This window comes from Rhodoferax sp. (genome assembly GCF_028689305.1).
In the GTDB taxonomy this organism is placed as follows: Bacteria; Pseudomonadota; Gammaproteobacteria; order Burkholderiales; family Burkholderiaceae_C; genus Rhodoferax.
Genome location: NZ_JAQTWM010000075.1, coordinates 1 through 18,981 on the forward strand (window position 1 = coordinate 1; position 18,981 = coordinate 18,981).

General features: G+C 61.2%; 16 protein-coding genes and 1 pseudogene. 6 read left to right on the forward strand and 11 right to left on the reverse strand.

Going from position 1 to position 18,981, the window contains the following annotated elements:
- Nucleotides 1-299, forward strand: a pseudogene (locus tag PHW99_RS14025) (DUF480 domain-containing protein); the annotation flags it as partial.
- A gap of 3 nt (nt 300-302) precedes the next feature.
- Here PHW99_RS14025 and PHW99_RS14030 read toward each other — a convergent pair.
- The 5 genes from PHW99_RS14030 to PHW99_RS14050 all read right to left on the reverse strand — a co-directional run bounded on the left by PHW99_RS14030 (nt 303) and on the right by PHW99_RS14050 (nt 6,306).
- Nucleotides 303-3,080: an EAL domain-containing protein gene (locus PHW99_RS14030; RefSeq protein WP_300178721.1), complete on the reverse strand. Its 2,778-nt coding sequence runs from the start codon at nt 3,078-3,080 to the stop codon at nt 303-305.
- 216 nt (nt 3,081-3,296) lie between these two features.
- Complete coding sequence (locus tag PHW99_RS14035) at nt 3,297-4,184, reverse strand: DNA ligase (RefSeq protein WP_300178724.1); 888 nt, start codon at nt 4,182-4,184, stop codon at nt 3,297-3,299.
- A gap of 37 nt (nt 4,185-4,221) precedes the next feature.
- Entirely contained in the window at nt 4,222-4,704 is a 483-nt protein-coding gene (locus PHW99_RS14040) for a DUF1566 domain-containing protein (protein ID WP_300178727.1), read from the reverse strand.
- A gap of 38 nt (nt 4,705-4,742) precedes the next feature.
- Nucleotides 4,743-5,705, reverse strand: a complete 963-nt coding sequence (locus tag PHW99_RS14045; RefSeq protein ID WP_300178729.1) for a DUF1566 domain-containing protein — start codon at nt 5,703-5,705, stop codon at nt 4,743-4,745.
- A gap of 43 nt (nt 5,706-5,748) precedes the next feature.
- Entirely contained in the window at nt 5,749-6,306 is a 558-nt protein-coding gene (locus PHW99_RS14050; RefSeq protein WP_300178732.1) for an HNH endonuclease, read from the reverse strand.
- Between the two features lie 166 nt (nt 6,307-6,472).
- Between PHW99_RS14050 and PHW99_RS14055 the strand changes: the two genes are divergently transcribed.
- The 5 genes from PHW99_RS14055 (at nt 6,473) to PHW99_RS14075 (ending at nt 13,973) form a co-directional block, all read left to right on the forward strand.
- Nucleotides 6,473-7,453 carry a bifunctional riboflavin kinase/FAD synthetase gene (locus PHW99_RS14055; protein WP_300178734.1) on the forward strand — a complete coding sequence of 327 codons (981 nt, stop codon included), beginning with the start codon at nt 6,473-6,475 and terminating at the stop codon, nt 7,451-7,453.
- Nucleotides 7,450-10,314 (forward strand): isoleucine--tRNA ligase, encoded by a 2,865-nt coding sequence (gene ileS, locus PHW99_RS14060; protein WP_300178737.1) that lies wholly within the window; start codon nt 7,450-7,452, stop codon nt 10,312-10,314. Before PHW99_RS14055 ends, ileS begins: the two co-directional genes overlap by 4 nt.
- Nucleotides 10,314-10,838 carry a signal peptidase II gene (gene lspA, locus PHW99_RS14065; RefSeq protein ID WP_300178740.1) on the forward strand — a complete coding sequence of 175 codons (525 nt, stop codon included), beginning with the start codon at nt 10,314-10,316 and terminating at the stop codon, nt 10,836-10,838. The genes ileS and lspA overlap by 1 nt, the downstream gene beginning before the upstream one ends.
- 22 nt (nt 10,839-10,860) lie before the next feature.
- On the forward strand, nt 10,861-12,582 hold the full coding sequence (locus PHW99_RS14070; protein WP_300178743.1) for a Na/Pi cotransporter family protein: 1,722 nt from the start codon (nt 10,861-10,863) through the stop codon (nt 12,580-12,582).
- Nucleotides 12,583-12,737: 155 nt separating this feature from the next.
- On the forward strand, nt 12,738-13,973 hold the full coding sequence (locus PHW99_RS14075) for an FAD-dependent oxidoreductase (protein WP_300178746.1): 1,236 nt from the start codon (nt 12,738-12,740) through the stop codon (nt 13,971-13,973).
- A gap of 58 nt (nt 13,974-14,031) precedes the next feature.
- Here PHW99_RS14075 and PHW99_RS14080 read toward each other — a convergent pair whose 3' ends face one another.
- The 6 genes from PHW99_RS14080 to PHW99_RS14105 form a co-directional block, all read right to left on the reverse strand.
- Complete coding sequence (locus PHW99_RS14080; protein ID WP_300178749.1) at nt 14,032-14,331, reverse strand: hypothetical protein; 300 nt, start codon at nt 14,329-14,331, stop codon at nt 14,032-14,034.
- A gap of 58 nt (nt 14,332-14,389) precedes the next feature.
- Nucleotides 14,390-14,644, reverse strand: a complete 255-nt coding sequence (locus PHW99_RS14085) for a MoaD/ThiS family protein (protein WP_300178752.1) — start codon at nt 14,642-14,644, stop codon at nt 14,390-14,392.
- An 11-nt stretch (nt 14,645-14,655) separates the two neighbouring features.
- Nucleotides 14,656-15,951, reverse strand: a complete 1,296-nt coding sequence (locus tag PHW99_RS14090) for an FAD-dependent oxidoreductase (protein WP_300178755.1) — start codon at nt 15,949-15,951, stop codon at nt 14,656-14,658.
- A gap of 126 nt (nt 15,952-16,077) precedes the next feature.
- Nucleotides 16,078-17,925, reverse strand: coding sequence for an aldehyde ferredoxin oxidoreductase family protein (locus tag PHW99_RS14095; protein ID WP_300178758.1), 1,848 nt, complete (start codon nt 17,923-17,925; stop codon nt 16,078-16,080).
- Between the two features lie 13 nt (nt 17,926-17,938).
- The gene (locus PHW99_RS14100; protein WP_300178760.1) at nt 17,939-18,415 is read right to left on the reverse strand and encodes a 4Fe-4S dicluster domain-containing protein; all 477 of its coding nucleotides are present in this window, start codon (nt 18,413-18,415) and stop codon (nt 17,939-17,941) included.
- Nucleotides 18,416-18,686: 271 nt separating this feature from the next.
- On the reverse strand, nt 18,687-18,981 hold a 295-nt coding region (locus PHW99_RS14105), incomplete at its 5' end, for an ATP-binding protein (RefSeq protein WP_366913504.1).

An 18,981-nucleotide genomic window follows, 5' to 3' on the forward strand; every position in this document is an offset into this window, starting at 1 on the left:
AGTTTGCCGACATTTCGTCCGTCGAGGGTTTTCTGGAAGAGCTGCAGGACCGCGCCGAGGACAAAGGCGGCCCGCTGGCGGTCAAGCTGGCACGGGCGCCGGGTGCGCGTGAGCAACGCTGGGCCCACCTGCTGTGCGGACCGGTGGATGAATCAGCCCTGACCCACGCCACCCCCAGCCGCCAACAGGAGGCCGGCGCCATGGAGCGCATCACGCAGCTGGAAGCAGAAGTGGCGCAGCTGCGCAGCACCGTCAACCGGCTGTGCGCCGAGCTCGGCCTCGATACCCTCAAAGCCTAGGTTTCAAGACTGCAGCAAGGGCACCAGCTGTTCCAGGGGAACGGGTCGGCTGAGCAAGTACCCTTGCAGCTTGATGTTGCCCAGTCTTTGCAACTCCTGGCGTTGCGCCTCGGTTTCAACGCCTTCGGCCACCACCTCCATGCCCATGCTCGTGGCCAGACCCAGTGTGAATTCGACAATGCTGTGGCTGTCACGGTCGGTCAGCATCTTGTCGACAAAGCTTTGATCGATCTTGATTTCTGCGGGCCGAATTTTCTGGATGTAATTCAGGCAGGAGTATCCGGTTCCAAAGTCATCAATGGAAATGCGATACCCGTGGGCTTTGAGCGCTGTGAGTGTTTCCATCACCTTGATCTCATCACTCATGATGGCTGATTCAGTCACCTCCACCATCAGCTTGTTGGCGGGGACGGCAAACCGGGTACAGGCGTCATGAAGTGTCTTGACCAGGCGCGGGTCACGCAGCTGCAGGGCAGAAATATTGATCGACAAGGGGAGCTCATGCCCGCTACGCACCAAAACCTCGTAGCTGCGGACGGTGGCGTCGATGATCCAATTCCCGAGCAGGAAAATTTGACCGGTGTCTTCCGCAATCGGAATGAACTGGGCCGGACTGACCTGACCGAGCTCCGGGTGGTGCCAGCGTATCAACACCTCGGCGCTCAGAATGCGCTTGCCGTCCACGCTGTACTGGGGCTGAAACACCAGGGACAGATGCTGGCCCTGGTTGTCCAGGGCGTGTCGCAAGGCATTGTCAATTTTCAGGAAATGCTCAACGCCGGCATTCATCGTACTTTCGTAAAAGCGATAGACATTGGTGCCATCCTGTTTGGCCTTGTACATGGCGGTGTCGGCACAACGCAGCAAGCTGTCCACGTTGCGCCCGTCAGCAGGATAGATGGCGATGCCGGCACTCATGCTGATGTGATACCTGCTGCCCTCAATGCTGAAAGGCCGCTGCAATGACTCGATCAATTGCTTGGCCACGTTGGCCGCCTTGATGCCGTCAGCGCCTGGAATCGCCACCACAAACTCATCACCGCCCCATCGCGCCAGAATATTGGCCGGTTCAATCTGGGCTTTGAAGCGATTGGCGACTTCTTTCAAGACCATGTCGCCGGCCGGATGCCCCAAAGTGTCATTGATGTGTTTGAACTTATCCAGATCAACAAACATCAAGGCCATGCCCTGGTTGTCCTGACGGGCCTGTGCAAGCAGCAACTCCACGTCTTGTTGCATCAGGTTGCGGTTGGGCAGGTCGGTCAGCTGGTCGTAGTTGGCCAGGTGGACCAGGCGGCGTTCATAGTCCTTTTTTTCGGTGATGTCGTCAAAAATGCCGATGAAATGGGTGATGACGCCTCGTTCGTCCCTGAGTGTGTTGATGGTCAGCCACTCTGGATAGATGTGCCCGTCCTGGGTGCGATTCCAGACCTCGCCCTGCCAACTTCCGTGCCGGGTAATGTCTTTCCACATCGATTGGTAAAAATCCGCCCCATGACGCCCCGAATTCAGCACGGCAGGCGTTTTTCCCAGCACATCTTCTGCAAGGTAGCCAGTGATGCGGCTGAAGGCCCGGTTGACCCGCACAATGCGATTGTGCTGATCGGCAATCAAAATCCCCTGACCACTTTCATTGAACACCCGGGCCGACAGCCGGAGTTCTGCATTGTTGTGCTGCAGCGAACTGACCAGCGAAGTCAGTGATCGCGCGAATAGCGCCAATTCCCCGTTACCGATTGGCTGAGGAATCTCTGCACTCAAGTCCTCATTGCGAATTTTCTCAGCCGCCACGGACAAAGCTTCCAGCGGACGCAGATGCCGATTCAGGACAAACCACAAAATGGCACTGAACAAAACCGCTGTGGCCAGTCCGCTCAACAGGATCAGACGTGACAAGTCTTGCGCCGGACCAAAGGCCGAAACCTCTGCCTTGCGGGCCACCACGGCCCAGCCCATGCCCGGGTAATTGCGAAACGGTACTTCGCGCACCGTCGCAGTCAGGTAACGCTGCTGATCAGGCCATGTTTCCACCGCGACCTGCCGTTGATGTTGGGCCAAGCCCTGGTAAGTTTTGAGCGATGCCAGCTCGACTTTCAAGGAGGGCAGCTGGGGTGTGCCCATGAGCACCTTGCCATGCTTGTTGAGCACGATCACATCCAGCTGGTCACGAGACAGCTGATCGAGCATGGTTTCGCGCACCTCAAACGCCCAGTCCAGACTCAGGTGGCCGCAAATCACCCCAAGAAATTTGCCATCGTTGTCATAAACCGGCGCCGAGAGGTCGACCAGACGCAACGGCAAGTCATCCCACTTCGGCTTGGGCAGCAATTTGGCCAGCAAAAACGCGTCGTGGGCATCGCCAAAGTGAAGTCCATCTCTTCCCTTGATGAACCATTCCCGCTCAGCCACACTTTTTCCAAGCAACAGGTTGTCGCTTGCAGCGACGATGGTGCCGTTGGCATCGGTCATGCCAATCCAGGCGTAATACGGATAAGCTAGACGGGTTCGCTCAAAAATGAGCCTTTTGCGCTCGGCGGGAAAAGTCGCATCCTTGATGCGGTCATGCCCTGCCAGAAACAAAATTTCATTGGCCCGGGTGCTCATGTCATGCGCCAATTGTGATGACATGCGAACGGCAATGTTCTGCAATAGCGCACTTTGGTCACGCTCGATTTGTGAGCGGCTCAGATGGCTGGCAATTTGGCTCACCAACAGGGCGCTGAACAGAGCCAACGCACCGATACTCAGCGCCAGACGCCATTTCAAACCCAACTTCACCATGATTTGCCCCTCTAGGGAATTGGACGGCTTCTGAGTTGCAGCAACTCAGTTCCAAAGCCTTTTCACTCATCCCTGAAGTGATATTGCCCCTGAGGACGTCATTTTACCTGGCTACTGGCGAAACCGACGACCGGAACAAGTCATGAAGGGTGCCGCGTCCGGGTGTGGCCCAGGCAGATCGTGGCCCTTGTCAGCACGCACAAGGACCGCCTGGTTTTACTGTGCCTCACGCACCCGAAGAAACGAGGCAAACCGCGGCAGCCCTTTGGGCGTGCGGTCCCGGTAGCGATAGGTCACGATGCTGCCCACGGGTGGCGGGGTGGTGCGCTGGGCATCGGTGAACCCCGTTCCCAGGGCAAAGCGTTGACCATCAGGCAATTCCAGCAACAGGGCACCGAGTTGGCCGGCATGACGGCCTTTGCCCGGCAGGTGGGCAAGCACCCGCGCCTCTTCGTCCGGTACCGGCTTGAGCTTGAGCAGGGCGCTGCTGCGTCCAGGCGCCCACAAGGCGCTGGCCCGGTGCAACACCAGCCCCTCGCCACCCTGCCTGACCGTGTTGGCCAACAACACCCGTAACGCGGCCTGATCCGTCCCGGGCTGTTGGGCCACAGCCTTCAACCACGGCAGTCCGGCCTGCGCCACCACGGCCAAGATCTGCCGGGCACGTTCGGCAAACGGTCCAGCAGCACCGGGCAAGTCAAAAATCATGTACCGCACGGCACGCCAATCGGCCTCCACTGGAGTTTGCCGACGCACGATGCCAGAGACTTCATCAAAACGCCCGCGCCCCAGCCACAACTCTCCGTCCAGCGGTATTTTGGGCAACCCGGCGATGAACCAGGGTGGAGCAGCCAGCGGCAAGCCACTGCGAAAACGCAGCTGGCTGCCGTCCCAGAACGCCCGCACACCGTCAAGTTTTTCGCTGATCAGAAACTCACCGGGATTTTGTTGGGTCTGCCAGTCGCGCGCCAGCATCAGCGCCGGTGCCATGGCCACCGACGCCTGCAGCGTAGCGGCGTCCGCTGCCACGGCGTTGGCCGGCCATGGCACACCGCCCAAAAACAGCGCCAGGCACGCCGTGGGAATAACGACCTGCCCAGACATGGCGTTCACCACAACCACGCTTGACTCGTGACCCCGACTACCGCACAAGACGCACCAACACACCCGCTGTTGGGCGGCGGATGCTCAGCACACTGCCGGTACCAAAGTCCACCACCCAGGCGTAAGAAGGCAAGCGCACATCCGGTGAGGCTGACCAATAGTTGACCCCCGTCGTGCCGGGAAACACGGCGAGGTCAATGGCCGGCCCCTGGGTGCTGGCCACCAGGCTGGCAAGTTCCTTGACATTGGGCAGCCGCCACCCGGTCTGCGTCTGGGCCTGGACCAGGGCCTGCTCATGGGTCAGGCTCGTTGCCGCGCCGCTGCACACCGTGCCACTCCAGGTTTGGCCTTCACTGCAACGCCGCCAGGTCAGTTTGGTCTGAGTGTCCGTCACTTCCGAACCATCGCTGGAATAGCTGTAACGTGTCTGCGCCGCCACTTGACTGCCTGCGGCCAAGGCGCCCACCAGGCTCAGCACCTGCAGCACGCGCCACTTGTGAATGGGATTGATCAACTTCATGAATCTGTTTCCTTGCACGATATGCCGGTGCACGACGGTTAACGCACCAAACGGGCTTCCACACTGCCGGTGGCCACCCCGATGCTGTCAACGCGGCCACTGACCACATCGACCGCCCAGACGTTGGTGCTGGTGCCATACGGAGAGCTGGAGTAATACCAGGCGCCTTTGGTCAACGGGAACCAGCTCCAGTCCATGGCCAGGGCCGGGTCGGTCGAGCCGTAGTTCAGCAGGCTCTGCAATTCATGACGGGTTGGCAGGCGCCAGTCGGTGTAACCACAAAGAATGGCTGTGTTGGCGGCCGTCACCAAGGCCGCAGCCTCCTGGTTGCGCGCCATGCCTGCCGCGGCTGCCAGGGTGGTGCTGGCCCGCTGCCAGGTCAGGCCGGTTGCGTTGTCGCGGGCGCAGTCGGGCCCAATCAGGCTGTAACTCAGCCCCAAAGAACCGTCGGTGCTGTCGGGCACCAGCACGTCCCGCCCCACCATGCCATCCTGTTTGCTGTTGAGCGCCAGCGCCTGGGCACTGCTGCAGCTCACCAGGGCGTCACTGCCGGCGCCGTAACACTGATTGGCGCCAACGCCGGTATCAGCCAGCACCCCGAGCGAACCGGGGCCAATCGCCACGGTCAATGTCTGCTGCCCAATCCAGTACCCGCCCTTGGCCACCGCATCGCTGTAGATGGTGGCGATCTTGCTTCCTGTCACGGCACCCGCGGTACAAACGGCGGTGAATCCGGTCGCGGTATTGGCCTTGGAGGCATCACAACTCGCACCATCAATGGTCAAGGTGGCTGTCAGCGGCAGATTGCTGCCCGTCACGGTCATGGTGGTGGCCACGCCAACCTCCATGGTTGCTGGCGTCAACGCCGTCACCGTGGGAGCCCCCGCAGAAGTCCCCGCGGTGGTGAAACTGGCGCCACCACCACAGCCGACCAGTGCCAACAGGGTCACCCCCCCCAGCACACTTCCAACGACCCAACGCTCATTCCATTTGCTGGACATCCTGCAGTCCTCCATCTAAATCTGCTGGGCATGCTACCACCGCTCAGGCCGCCAACCGGGACGACTTGGGCACATGCGCCAGCAGAAAAGCCATCTGATCCACCAGAATGCGACGGTTGCGCAGGATGAAGTCCTCCCACAGGCTGGGCACATAGGGAGCATACAGCAGCGGCATGTGCGCCTGCTCGGGCGTGCGGTGACTCTTGCGGTGATTGCAGGGGCGGCAGGCGGTGACCACATTCATCCAGGTGTCCACGCCGTTTTGGGCAAACGGAATGATGTGCTCGCGGGTCAGTTCTGACTCGGGAAACTGCTCGCCACAATAGGCGCACAGGTTACGGTCACGGGCAAACAGCTTGCTGTTGGTCAAACCGGGCTTGAGGTCGAACGGGTTGATGTTGGGCACCCCCCTGGTGCCAATGATGCTGGAGACCGTGATGATGGACTGCTTGCCAGTCAGGGCGTTATGCCCCCCATGGAACACGGCCACCTCGTGGCCCATTTCCCAGCGCACCTCTTCAGCCGCATAGTGAATCACCGCCTGTTCCAGCGAAATCCACGACTGGGGCAGCCCCTGGGCTGACAGCTTCAAGACTTTCAAAACGAACCTCCTGAAAAACGAGGAAACACTGACTGCACAAACCATGCAGCTGAGGCGTTCAGCGCGTTGGTACGAGTCTGGCGCACAATATACATCTTTTGCGTGTCAAACTGACTTCAGGCGCTTTGAATATATGCGCAGCATGCTATTAAAACTATAACGGTTTATGAAGATTTTTCGCGGGTTCAAACACCCCGGCATTGCACCGGCCTGTGCCCTGACAATTGGCAACTTCGACGGTGTTCACCGTGGCCACCAGGCCATGCTGTCCTTGCTCAAAGGCGAAGCGCAACAGCGCGGTGTGCCCAGCTGCGTGCTGACCTTTGAGCCACATCCACGCGACTTTTTCGCGGCTCTCACCCATAACCCGGCGCTGGCTCCGGCACGGGTCGGCACCTTGCGCGACAAGCTCATCGATCTGGCCCAGTGCGGCGTGGACCAGACCGTGGTGGTGCCGTTTGACCGCCGATTGGCCGACCTGTCGCCGCAGGCGTTCATCGACACCGTGCTGCTGCAGGGTCTGGGCGCCCGTTATGTGCTGGTAGGTGATGATTTCCGTTTTGGCCAGCGCCGCGCCGGTGATTACGCCGCGCTGGATGCAGCCGGCGTCACCCAGGGTTTTGACGTGGCCCGCATGAACAGCTACGAAGTGCACGGCCTGCGGGTATCGAGCTCAGCGGTGCGTGACGCCCTGACGCAAGGGCGCATGGCGGACGCCACCCGGCTGCTGGGGCATCCCTATGACATTTCGGGCCATGTGGTGCATGGCCGCAAATTGGGCCGCAGTCTCGGGTTCAAGACACTCAACATGCGTTTTGCCCACTGGAAACCTGCCGCCAGCGGCATTTTTGCTGTGCTGGTGTATGGCCTGAGCGAGCAGCCGCTGCCCGGCGTGGCCAATCTGGGCGTGCGACCATCGCTGGATCCGAACGACGTCAACGGTGGCCGGGTGCTGCTGGAAACCCATTGCCTGGACTGGCCGCTGGAACTGGGCCCCGAGGGGGCCTACGGTAAAATCATCCGCGTGGAGCTTCTCCACAAACTGCACGACGAACTCAAATACGACTCCCTGGACGCATTGACCGCTGGCATCCGTCAAGACTGCCAGGATGCCCGTGCCTACTTTGCTACAACGCGCCAAAAATGACCACTCCTACCGATTACCGCAGTACCCTGAACCTGCCCGACACCCCTTTCCCGATGCGCGGTGACCTGCCCAAGCGTGAACCCTTGTGGGTGAAAGACTGGGAAGACAAGGGCCTGTACCAGAAACTGCGCGCCAGCCGTTCTGGCCAGCCGAAATTTGTGCTGCATGACGGCCCGCCCTACGCCAATGGCCAGATCCACATGGGCCACGCCGTCAACAAGATCCTGAAAGACATGATCGTCAAGGCCCGCCAGCTCAAGGGCCTGGATGCCGCCTACATCCCTGGCTGGGACTGCCACGGCCTGCCCATTGAGAACGCGATTGAGAAAAAGTTTGGCCGCGCCCTGGCGCGTGACGACATGCAGGCCAAAAGCCGCGCCTATGCCACCGAGCAGATCGACCTGCAACGCGCCGACTTCAAGCGCCTGGGCGTGCTGGGTGACTGGGACCACCCCTACCGCACCATGGACTTCAAGACTGAAGCCAATGAAATCCGTGCTTTCAAACGGGTCATCGAACGCGGTTTTGTCTACCGCGGCCTCAAGCCGGTGTATTGGTGTTTTGACTGTGGCTCCAGCCTGGCTGAATTCGAGATTGAATACGCCGACAAGAAGTCGCAAACGCTGGATGTCGGCTTTTTGTGCGCCGAACCAGCCAAATTGGCCAGCGCTTTTGGCCTGCCCGAGATCACCCGGGACGCCTTTGCCGTCATCTGGACCACCACCGCCTGGACCATTCCCGCCAACCAGGCGCTCAACGCCCACCCTGAGCTGACCTATGCCTTGGTCGACACCAAGCGCGGCCTGCTGGTGCTGGCGGAAGAATTGGTCGCCAAGTGCCTGGAGCGTTTTGGCCTGACCGGCACTGTGCTGGCCACAGCCAATGGCAAAGCGCTGGGCGGCATCCATTTCAAGCACCCGTTGGCCCATGTGGATGCGGGTTACGACCGCCTGAGCCCGGTGTACCTGGCCGACTACGTGAGCGCCACGGACGGCACCGGCATCGTGCACTCCGCCCCAGCTTACGGCGTGGAAGACTTCAACAGTTGCGTCGCGCACGGCATGGCCTACGACGATATCCTGAACCCGGTGCAAGGCAACGGCGTCTACGCCCCCGAGCTGCCTCTGTTTGGTGGCCAGCAGATCTGGAAAGCCTGCCCGGTCATCATCGACGCCTTGCGCGAAGCCGGCCGCCTGTTTGCCACCGAAAACATCGTGCACAGCTACCCGCACTGCTGGCGCCACAAAACCCCGGTGATCTACCGCGCCGCCGCCCAGTGGTTCATCCGCATGGATGAAGGTGTTGGCATTTTCACCAAGGACAAGGCACCCAGGACGCTGCGCCAGATTGCACTGGACGCCATTGAAGAAACCAGCTTCTACCCCGAAAACGGCAAGGTGCGCCTGCGCGACATGATTGCCGGACGGCCCGACTGGTGCATCAGCCGCCAGCGCAGCTGGGGCGTGCCCCTGCCCTTCTTCCTGCACAAGGACAGCGGCGAACTGCACCCCCAAACCATGGAGATGCTCGACATCGCCGCCGACATGGTCGAGGCTGGCGGCATTGAGGCCTGGAGCAAAGCCAGCACCGAAGACATTTTCAGCCAGGTGGGCTGTGCCGCCGACGCCGTGCACTACACCAAGAGCGGTGACATTCTGGAAGTCTGGTTTGACTCCGGCACCACCCACACCACGGTGCTCAAGGGCTCCCATGCCGGCGCCGGGCACGCATCGGGACCAGAGGCCGACCTGTACCTCGAAGGCCATGACCAGCACCGCGGCTGGTTCCACTCCAGCCTGCTGACCGCTTGCGCCATGTATGACCGCGCGCCCTACAAAGGCATCCTGACCCATGGCTTCACGGTGGACAGCAAGGGCCACAAGATGAGCAAGAGCGCCGGCAACGGCGTCGACCCGCAGGAAACCAGCAAGAAACTCGGCGCTGAAATCATCCGCCTGTGGGTGGCCGCCAGCGACTACTCCGGCGACATCGCCGGCGACGACAAGATCCTGGCTCGCGTGGTCGACATCTATCGACGCGTGCGCAACACCCTCAAGTTCCTGCTGGCCAATGTCAGCGACTTCGACCCGAGCGTGGACAGCGTGTCCGCTGACCAGTTGCTGGAGATTGACCGCTACGCCCTGAGCCGCGCCGCCCAATTGCAAGCCGACATCCTGGCACATTACGAGGTCTATGAATTCCACCCGGTAGTGGCCAAGCTGCAGATTTACTGTTCGGAAGACCTCGGCTCGTTCTACCTCGACATCCTGAAAGACCGGCTCTACACCAGCGCACCCAAATCGCTGGCGCGGCGCAGTGCCCAGACGGCGCTGTGGCAGCTCACCCAGGCCATGCTGCGCTGGATGGCCCCGTTCCTGAGCTTTACCGCCGAAGAGGCCTGGGCCGTGCTGGGTGCCGAGGGCAAAACACCGGCAGCGACACGCGAATCCATTTTCATGGACAGCTACAGCACCCTGGCCGAGCCCGATACCGTGTTGCTGGCCAAGTGGTCACGCATCCGCGAAATTCGCGACCTGGTCAACAAGGACATCGAGGTGCTGCGCGCCGATGGCAAGCTGGGCTCGTCCCTGCAAGCCAACGTCACCCTCACCGTGGCGGCAGAAGACCATGCCTTGCTGACCAGCCTGGGCGATGACCTCAAATTTGTGTTCATCACATCCGCTATTGAATTGATAGCAGGAAGTGCGCTATCTATCCGGGCTAGCACCTCAAATGCCGTGAAATGCGAGCGCTGCTGGCATTACCGGGATGATGTGGGCAGCGACGCCGCCCACCCAACCCTGTGTGGCCGCTGCACCAGCAACCTGTTTGGCGCGGGTGAAACCCGCCACTGCGCCTGATGGCCCGCAAACCGGGTGCTGGCAGCAGTTCGGGCAAGCTGTGGCCCTGGCTGACCCTGGCGCTGCTGCTGATCCTGATCGACCAGTTCACCAAGGTGCTGGTGGTGGGTTATTACCAGCTTGGCGACAGCACTCGGGTCACCTCCTTTTTCAACCTGGTGCGGGTGCACAACAGCGGCGCGGCGTTCTCGTTTCTGGCTGGTGCCACTGGCTGGCAGCGTTGGCTGTTTACCGGCATCGGTCTGGCCGCCGCCGGCCTGATTGTCTGGATGCTCAAGTCCCACCCGGGGCAAAAGCTGTTTGCCTTTGCCATGGCCTGCATTCTGGGGGGCGCCATCGGCAACGTGATTGACCGGGTGCTCTATGGTCATGTGGTGGATTTCCTGCAATTTCACTGGAGCTGGTTGACACCAGTGTTCGCTGGCGGCTATTTTCCGGCTTTTAACATTGCCGACAGCGCCATCACGGTAGGCGCCACCTGCCTGATTCTGGATGAGCTCTGGCGGGTGCGCCGCACGCGCTGAACCGCTGAATGAAAGGACTGCCTTGACCCATCTTCTGAACCTCCTGGCCGCCATTGCCCTGCTGGTGTGGGGTACCCATCTGGTCCGCAAGGACACATTGCGTGTCCTGGGTGCCAACTTGCGCCAGATCCTGGCGCGAAGTGTGGGAAACCGCATCAAGGCGTTGCTGTCCGGGGTCGGGGTTACGGCACTGCTGCAGTCCAGCACCGCCACGGCGCTGATCATTTCGGCCTTTGTCGGCCAGGGCCTGATGGTGTTGTCCTCCGCGCTGGCCGTGATGCTCGGCGCCGACCTGGGCACCAGCCTGATGGCCATGCTGTTCTCGCGTGACCTGTCGTGGTTGTCACCACTGTTCATTTTTGTCGGCGTGGTGCTGTTCATCGCGCGCCAGTCCACCACCGTGGGGTACACCGGTCGCATCCTGATTGGACTGGGCCTGATGTTGCTGGCGCTGAGCCTGGTCAGGGTGTCAGCCAATGAACTGACCCGCGCTGAGGCGGTGCGGGCATTGCTGGCCTCGCTGGGCAGCGACCGCCTGCTGGAAATCACCGTCGGTGCCGTGTTGTCGGTGCTGAGTTACTCCAGCTTGGCCATTGTGCTGCTGATTGCCACACTGGCCGGCAGCCAGGTGGTCACCGTTGACGTGGCCCTGGGCCTGGTGCTGGGCGCCAATCTGGGCAGCGGCCTGCTAGCCGTTCTGACCACCCTGCGCAGCCCGATAGAAGCCCGGCAGGTGCCTCTGGGCAACCTGATCTTCAAACTGATGGGGGTGGCGCTGATGGTGCCGCTGATGGACTTCTGGACCCGTCAACTGCACGCCTCAGTGGCTGATGTCGCCACCATGGTGGTGCTGTTCCATTTTGTCTTTAATGCGCTGGTCTGCGTGCTGTTCATCGGCCTGACCGATGCCGTGGCTCGCTGGGTGAACTACTGGCTGCCCAAACCGGTCAGCACCAACCTCAATGGCCGGCAACGGCACCTGGACCCGTCGGCGCTGGCCACCCCCTCGGTGGCGCTGGCGTGTGCCGTGCGCGAGGCCATGCACCAGTCGGATGTGGTGGAAACCATGTTGCGCGGTGTGCTGGATGTGATCAAGACCAATGACCAGGCGCTGGCGCAGTCGCTGCAGAAAATGGACGATACCGTTGACGCGTTGTACTCCGATATCAAGTATTACCTGACCAAGATTTCGCGCGAGGCCCTCAACGACAAGGAAGGCCGGCGTTGGACCGACATCATCAGCTTCACCATCAACATGGAGCAGATTGGTGACATCGTCGAGCGGATTCTGGAAGACATCGAAACCAAAAAGATCAAGACCGGGCGCGAGTTTTCCCAGGCTGGCATGGCAGAGATCACCGAGCTGCATGGCTACCTGGTGGCCAATCTGCGTCTGGGCATGAGCGTGTTCCTCAATGATGACCCGCGTGACGCCCTCAAACTGCTGGAAGAAAAGACCCGCTTCCGTGATCTGGAACTGCAGTACGCGGCCAATCACCTGAATCGCCTGACCGATAACACACTGCAGAGCATCGAGACCAGTTCACTGCACCTGGACCTGATCAGTGAACTCAAACGTGTCAATTCGCTGATCTGCTCGATTGCCTACCCGATTCTGGAATCAGCCGGTGCCCTGGCGCCCAACCGCCTGCGCCAGCATGTGTCTCCGGCAGACGCCACGGATAAACAGGCCGACCTCAAGACGGAAGCGGTCATTGCCGCCCAAACGCTGTCCAACAAGTAGCCTTCACGATCCATTTGACGATGGATCAACCAGAGTCGCTACACTCCGATCAGCTCCCTCGGCGACGCTGCCATGCTGCTGGCAAGACAGGGCTGGCAGTTCGCCGAACTTGATGAAGACGCATCCACACCAGATGCACAACAAGGTGAACGACTATGAACTTTGTCATCATCGGTGCCGGCCCAGCCGGCGTGCGCGCGGCTGAAACCCTGCGCGAAAACGACCCCAACGCCAACATCACCTTGGTCGGCGGGGAACCCGGAGAGCCCTATGCCCGCATGGCTATCCCCTACATCCTCAACGGGGCCATCGACGATGCCGGGGCCCGCCAGCGCCGCTCGCCCCACCACCTGCAAGCGCTTGGCATCCGCTACCTCCATGGCAAGGCGCTCAAAGTGCATGCCGGCCCGAACGGCGGTCAGGTTGATCTGGAAAGCGGCTCACCCCTCCCCTATGACCAGCTGCTGGTGGCGACCGGTTCGTCCCCAACGCTTCCGCCCATTCCTGGCACCGATGTGCCCGGCGCGGTGACGTGCTGGACGCTGGAAGACGCCCACCAGATCGCTGCCAAACTCGTGCCCGGCGCCCGCGTGGTGATGCTGGGCGCGGGCTTTGTGGCGGGTGTGTGCATGAAGTCGCTGGTCAACAGCGGGGCCAAACTGTCGGTGGTGGCCGGGCGCTCGGGCCAAATTCTGCGTTCAATGATGACCCCGGTCGGCAGCCGCATGCTGCAGCGCTGGCTCGAAGGCCGCGGGGTGGAAGTCATCACCACCGGGCGAACCCTGGGCATTGAACCGGGTCCGCGCCTGGTCATGGACACACGCAGCATCGATGCCGACCTGATCATCCTGGCCACCGGCGTGCACCCCAATGTCTCTTTCCTCGAAGGCACCGGCGCCGAGATCCGCAGCGGGGTTGTGATCGACGCGCACATGCGCACCACCGTGCCCCACATTTACGCCGCTGGCGACGTGGCCCAGGGGCGTGACTTCTCCACCGGCGAGTGGGTGGTACACGCCCTGCAGCCCACCGCCACCGAGCATGGCCGCATCGCGGCCCTGAACATGCTCGGCAAGGACGTGCCCTACCGTGGCAGCCTGAGCATGAATGTGCTCGACACGGTGGGCCTGATCTCCCACACCTTCGGCCTGTGGGATGGCATCGCGGGCGGCGACCACACCGAAGTGGTGGACGAAGCCAACTTCATCTACACCCGCCTGTGTTTCGATGGTGACCAGTTGATCGGCGCCATCACCATCGGCCACCCGCACCACGTGGGTGCGATCCGCGGCCTGATCCAGTCACGCCGTCACCTGGGCGCCTGGAAAGACCAGCTCATGAAGAACCCGCACTTGGTGATGGATGCGTTTGTGGACCTGAACAACGGCTGACGCTGCCCCAGCCGGTGCACGGGTATTCGTTGGCCAGAGGGCCGTTCGTATCAACACCTCAACCGCCCCCCCGCTGCATGTACAAATCAAAACGCTTCATGAACGCATGGCGTTGCGCCTCGTCCAGCCCGGCAAAACGAAAATTCACCCGCAGCACCGGGATGCGAACCAGGCCAATCACACGCGGGGCGGCCACCTGCCATTTCAGGCCCAACGCGCCGTCACCGATGCGCACACCAGCTGAACCGGTGTGCAGTTTCCAATGGTGCTCACCCACCGCCTGGGGCAGCCAGCGCAGCCACTCAAGCTCGGTGCAGCCCATCTCGCGCTCAAAGTGCTCGGGGTAAAACGCTTGCATTTTGATAGCACACTGTTCTTATTTCATCTGGGCTAGCGGCTGATTTCTTATAAAAACCTCAGCCCCCGGCAATCGGCGGCCAGATGGCCAGCACGTCACCCTCGGCCAGGGTTTGGCTGGTGCGTTGCTCGGGCGCGATGTACGTGCCATTGACCAGCACCAGATGCACCTGTTTGGGCGGCAGGCGGTACTGCTCGACCAGCTGGCTGATGGTGGTCTCGGGCGCAATGTCCAGCGCCACGATGTTGGTGTATTTGGACTCTGGCGGCAGGTAGTCGGTGAGTGAGGCGAAGAGTTTCAGGGTGATGTTCATGCCCGCTTATCCTAGCGCTTGCGCCCGGTTTTGCCGCCGGCCCAGTCGTCCTGCCTCAGCGCCGAGGCCTGATAGGCTTCCACCAGGCGGGTCGGGTCCTGCATCAGCTTGTCTTTCCACGGCCCCAGTTTGATCTGGCCTTCGACCAGGCCGCGCATCACGCCGATGTGTTCGGTCCAGCCGACCGCGTTGCAGCCGACCATCACGTCATCCTGAAAACGCAGGCTCAGGTGGCGGCCCGAGGCTTTGTCGGTCAGCTCCACATGCTCGCCGCCGGGTGTGCCCTGCCAGTCGCCAAAGCTGGCCGAGATCAGGCCCAGGGTGTCGAGCACGTTGATTTGCGTCACGCCATTGAGGTCGGCCTGCGCGGGTTTCCCCTGGGCGAAGGCCACCATGTTGGCGGCGGCAATACGCGCCTGCTCGGCAGCGTTGGGCTGGATGGCGCTGACCATGGTTTTGCCGGACACCTTGTCAAAGGCTTCGGCACAGTCGCCAGCGGCGAACACGCCGGGCACGTTGGTTTGCAGGTGTTCGTCGGTCAACACGCCCAGCAGGCAGGTGATGCCGGAGTTCTCCAGAAAACCAATCGCCGGGCGCACGCCTGCGGCGCTGATGACCAGGTCGGCTTGCATGGACGTGCCGTTGGACAGCTTCACGGTCAACGGCGTGCCGGGCTCGATCGATTCGACTTTCGTGCCGGTGAAGACTTCAACGCCTTTGGCCTCACACCAGTCGCGGATCATGCCGCCTGCCGTGGGGCCCATCATGCGCGGCACCATGCGATCGCCCATCTCGACCACGCTTAAGCGCACGCCGCGTGCAGTGAGCGCTTCCATGATGATGCAGCCGATGAAACCGGCGCCGAGTTGCAGCACCCGGGCACCGGGCTTGGCGCGCAAGCAAATAGCGCGTGCGTCGGCCAGGGTCCAGCAGGTGTGTACACCTTCAGACTCGATGCCGGGAATGGGCGGGCTGACCGGGTGCGAGCCGGTGGCGATCAGCAGGGTGTCGTAGTTGAGTGTTTCACCATTGGCAAATGCTATTGTTTTGGTAGCTGCTTGTGCAGATTTCACCTGGGCTTGAAGCACATTGATCTTTAAATCTTCAAAATGTGTCGGGCTTTTGCGCAGGTAGGTGCCGCGCTCGTCGATGTTGCCCATCAGCAGGTAGGGAATGGCCATGCGCGAGTAAGACGGCTCAGGCTCATCGCCGATGAGGGTGATGCTGTCTAAGGGAGCCAGCTTGCGGATGGTCTCGGCGGCAATGACACCGGCGGGGCCGGCACCGAGGATGACGTGGTGGGTCATGTGGGGTTCTCCAAAAAGAAAGCGGCCACTGAGACCGCTGCTTTGTGATGTGGAAACGGCAGAAGCCGCAATACCTGGGTTGAGCGGTGCGGCGGGAGCCTTGTTCACAGCTCCCGCTGCTGCCGTTTACAGACTCAGCCGCTCGCGGGTGGCGGCGGTCGGGCGGCCTTCTGCATCCCAGCCGCGTGCTTCGTAGTACAGCGGCAGCATGCTGGCCAGCTCGTTCACCTTGCCTTTGGCCGGGCCGGTCTTGCAGGCTTCTGTCAGCAGGCGCGGCGGCAGGCTGTCGTCTTTGGACGTGAAACCGGCGCGGTTGTTGAACTCGCGTTCCATGTTCCAGATGCGTTCGCCGATCTTGGCCAGTTCTTCAATGGTGTACTGCTCGCCGCAGGCACCCTGCATTTGGGGTGACAGGTCTTGCAGGCCCCAGGCGAAGGTGGTGAAGATGCACAGGCCGCTTGAATCAAACGCGGCGGTGGCATCCTGGAAGGCCTTGACCAGCTCGGGCTTGCCCTGACTTTCCAGCGGGTCGGTCTTGACCGGGATACCAAGGATTTCCGACGCAATGGTGTAGCCGCGCAGATGGCAGCCGCCGCGGTTGCTGGTGGCGTAGGCCAGGCCAATGCCCTGGATGGCGCGGCCGTCGTAGGCTGGGAATTCCTGGCCTTTGCTGGACATGCTGAGTTCCGGGTGGCCGTACTTGGCGGTCAGGCGTTTGGAGCCTTGGCCGATTTCCTTGCCAAAGCCGCGGCCATTGACGGTTTCTTCGGCCAGGAAAGCCAGTGCGCGGGCCGAGCCAAAGTTGGCTTCGATACCGACTTGCTCCTTGGTCAACACACCCATGCCATACAGCTCCATCACCGCGCCGACGGTGGCTCCGAAGCTGATCGGGTCAATGCCCTCTTCGTTACAGAGGAGGTTGGCGTATTGCAGGCATTCCAGGTCATTCACGCCATTGGCCGCACCCAGCGCCCAGGCGGCTTCGTACTCCAGGCCGCCATTAGCCCCGCGGTACTGCGGCTTGTTTTCGATGGTGAAGTGGCCCTCGTCCATCTTGCTGATGCGCCCGCAGGCAATGGTGCAGCCAAAGCAGGCCTGGTTGGTCACCAGCTGTTTTTTGCCGTCGGTCTTGCGCGGCGTGGCCATGGCTTCGGCACCAATGTCCTTGGCCCCTTCAAACTGGTTGTCCTGGTGGTTGCGGGTGGGCAGGCCACCGATTTCGTTGATCACACTCATCAACACCTGGGTGCCCATGGCCGGCAGGCCGGTGCCAGTGACGCCGTTGTCAGCCAGCACTTTTTTGGCCGCCTTCACCGCCGTCATGAAGGCTTTGGGGTCGCGGATGTTGCCCACACCCTTGGTGCCGCGCACGGCAATGGCCTTGAGGTTTTTGCTGCCCATGACCGCGCCCACGCCGGAGCGGCCTGCGGCACGGTGCAGGTCATTGACCACGGCGGCAAACAGCACGCCGTTTTCACCGGCCTTGCCGATGGAAGACACGCGGGTCTGCGGGTCTTGCAGGCCTTTCTTGATGATCTCTTCGGTTTCCCAGACGCTCTTGCCCCACAAGTGGCTGGCATCACGCAGCTCGGCCAGGTCGTCGTTGACGTACAGGTAGACCGGCTTGGCCGATTTGCCTTCAAAAATGACCATATCCCAGCCGGCCATCTTCAACTCGGCACCCCAATAGCCGCCCGAGTTGGAGCAGGCAATCGCACCGGTCAGCGGCCCCTTGGTGATGACGGTATAGCGGCCCCCGGTGGAAGCCATGGTGCCGGTCAGCGGGCCGGTGGCCCAGATGATCTTGTTGTCGCTTGAGAGGGGATCAACGGTGGCATCAACCTCTTCGACCAGGTACTTGGTCCCCAGGCCGCGCGAGCCGATGTAGGCCTGCGCCCATGCCATGTTGAGGGGTTCAGACTTGACGGTACCCGCGGTCAAGTTAACGCGGAGGATTTTTCCAGCCCAGCTCATGGTGTGTGCTCCTTTATGCTGCGGTTGTTTGGTTGCCGAGCTTGTCAGCCCACTGTTCCATCTTGGACAGACCGGTCCAGTTGGCATCAATGAAAGTGATGGCGCCGGTGGGGCAAGCCTCGGCACAAGCCGGCTCACCGCCACACAGGTCGCACTTTTGCACCTTGCCGGTGTCGGCCACGTAGTTGATGGTGCCAAACGGGCAGGCAATGGTGCAGACCTTGCAGCCCACGCAGGTGGACTCGTTGACCACTTTCGCGCCGGTGAACTTGTCCACCGTGATGGCTTCGACCGGGCAGGCGTGTAAACACCAAGCCTCGTCGCACTGGGTGCAGGTGTAAGGCACTTTTTTGCCGGTGTGGTGAAAGTTGAAAACCTTGATGCGCGATTTGGCCGTGGCGAACGTGCCGTAATTCTCAAACGAACAAGCCATTTCGCACTGCAGACAACCGGTGCACTTGTCTGCGTTGATGTGCAACACCTTTTGCATGTGTCTCTCCTGATGATGAATAAAACGGAACCCCATCACACCTATGCAAGGTCGTTCCTATGAAATTGAATGCATAGCGATTGTTGGCCTTTGGCACACCGTTAAACCTAGTATTTACCCTAGGACTGACCATCCAAGGATCTGAAATTCTCAAAATGAGACAGGAGAAACAGGCGAAATCGTCCGTTCTTTCGGGCGTTGCAGGAGCGTCGGCAGGCGCGAACCGCGGCTTCCACCGCTCCTACCCATACCGCCACTGATTTGCGAAAAATCAGGCCGTTGTCCGCACCGCAACTGCGGAGGACGACCCATCGGGCCCATGCTGGATGGGCAGGCGCAAGCTCAGGCAAGTGCCTGACGCGGTCGGGTTCCAGCCCATTTCGGCACCAATCGATTCGGCCCGGCGCAACTGGTTGCCAAGCCCTTTGCCGCCGCTGTGCAGTGCCCGGTCCAGATCAAAGCCAGACCCGTTGTCGGTGATGGTGACCACCACCTGATTCGCCTCGACACGGGTGGCCACACGAATCTCGGTGGCCTGGGTGTGCTTGACGATGTTGGTGAACGCC

Excerpts from the sequence above, each read along its gene's own strand:
- PHW99_RS14030 (WP_300178721.1), bottom strand. The coding sequence starts at position 3,080 with ATGGTGAAGTTGGGTTTGAAATGGCGTCTGGCGCTGAGTATCGGTGCG.
- PHW99_RS14035 (WP_300178724.1), bottom strand. The coding sequence starts at position 4,184 with ATGTCTGGGCAGGTCGTTATTCCCACGGCGTGCCTGGCGCTGTTTTTG.
- PHW99_RS14040 (WP_300178727.1), bottom strand. The coding sequence starts at position 4,704 with ATGAAGTTGATCAATCCCATTCACAAGTGGCGCGTGCTGCAGGTGCTG.
- PHW99_RS14045 (WP_300178729.1), bottom strand. The coding sequence starts at position 5,705 with ATGTCCAGCAAATGGAATGAGCGTTGGGTCGTTGGAAGTGTGCTGGGG.
- PHW99_RS14055 (WP_300178734.1), top strand. The coding sequence starts at position 6,473 with ATGAAGATTTTTCGCGGGTTCAAACACCCCGGCATTGCACCGGCCTGT.
- ileS (WP_300178737.1), top strand. The coding sequence starts at position 7,450 with ATGACCACTCCTACCGATTACCGCAGTACCCTGAACCTGCCCGACACC.
- lspA (WP_300178740.1), top strand. The coding sequence starts at position 10,314 with ATGGCCCGCAAACCGGGTGCTGGCAGCAGTTCGGGCAAGCTGTGGCCC.
- PHW99_RS14075 (WP_300178746.1), top strand. The coding sequence starts at position 12,738 with ATGAACTTTGTCATCATCGGTGCCGGCCCAGCCGGCGTGCGCGCGGCT.
- PHW99_RS14080 (WP_300178749.1), bottom strand. The coding sequence starts at position 14,331 with ATGCAAGCGTTTTACCCCGAGCACTTTGAGCGCGAGATGGGCTGCACC.
- PHW99_RS14085 (WP_300178752.1), bottom strand. The coding sequence starts at position 14,644 with ATGAACATCACCCTGAAACTCTTCGCCTCACTCACCGACTACCTGCCG.
- PHW99_RS14090 (WP_300178755.1), bottom strand. The coding sequence starts at position 15,951 with ATGACCCACCACGTCATCCTCGGTGCCGGCCCCGCCGGTGTCATTGCC.
- PHW99_RS14095 (WP_300178758.1), bottom strand. The coding sequence starts at position 17,925 with ATGAGCTGGGCTGGAAAAATCCTCCGCGTTAACTTGACCGCGGGTACC.
- PHW99_RS14100 (WP_300178760.1), bottom strand. The coding sequence starts at position 18,415 with ATGCAAAAGGTGTTGCACATCAACGCAGACAAGTGCACCGGTTGTCTG.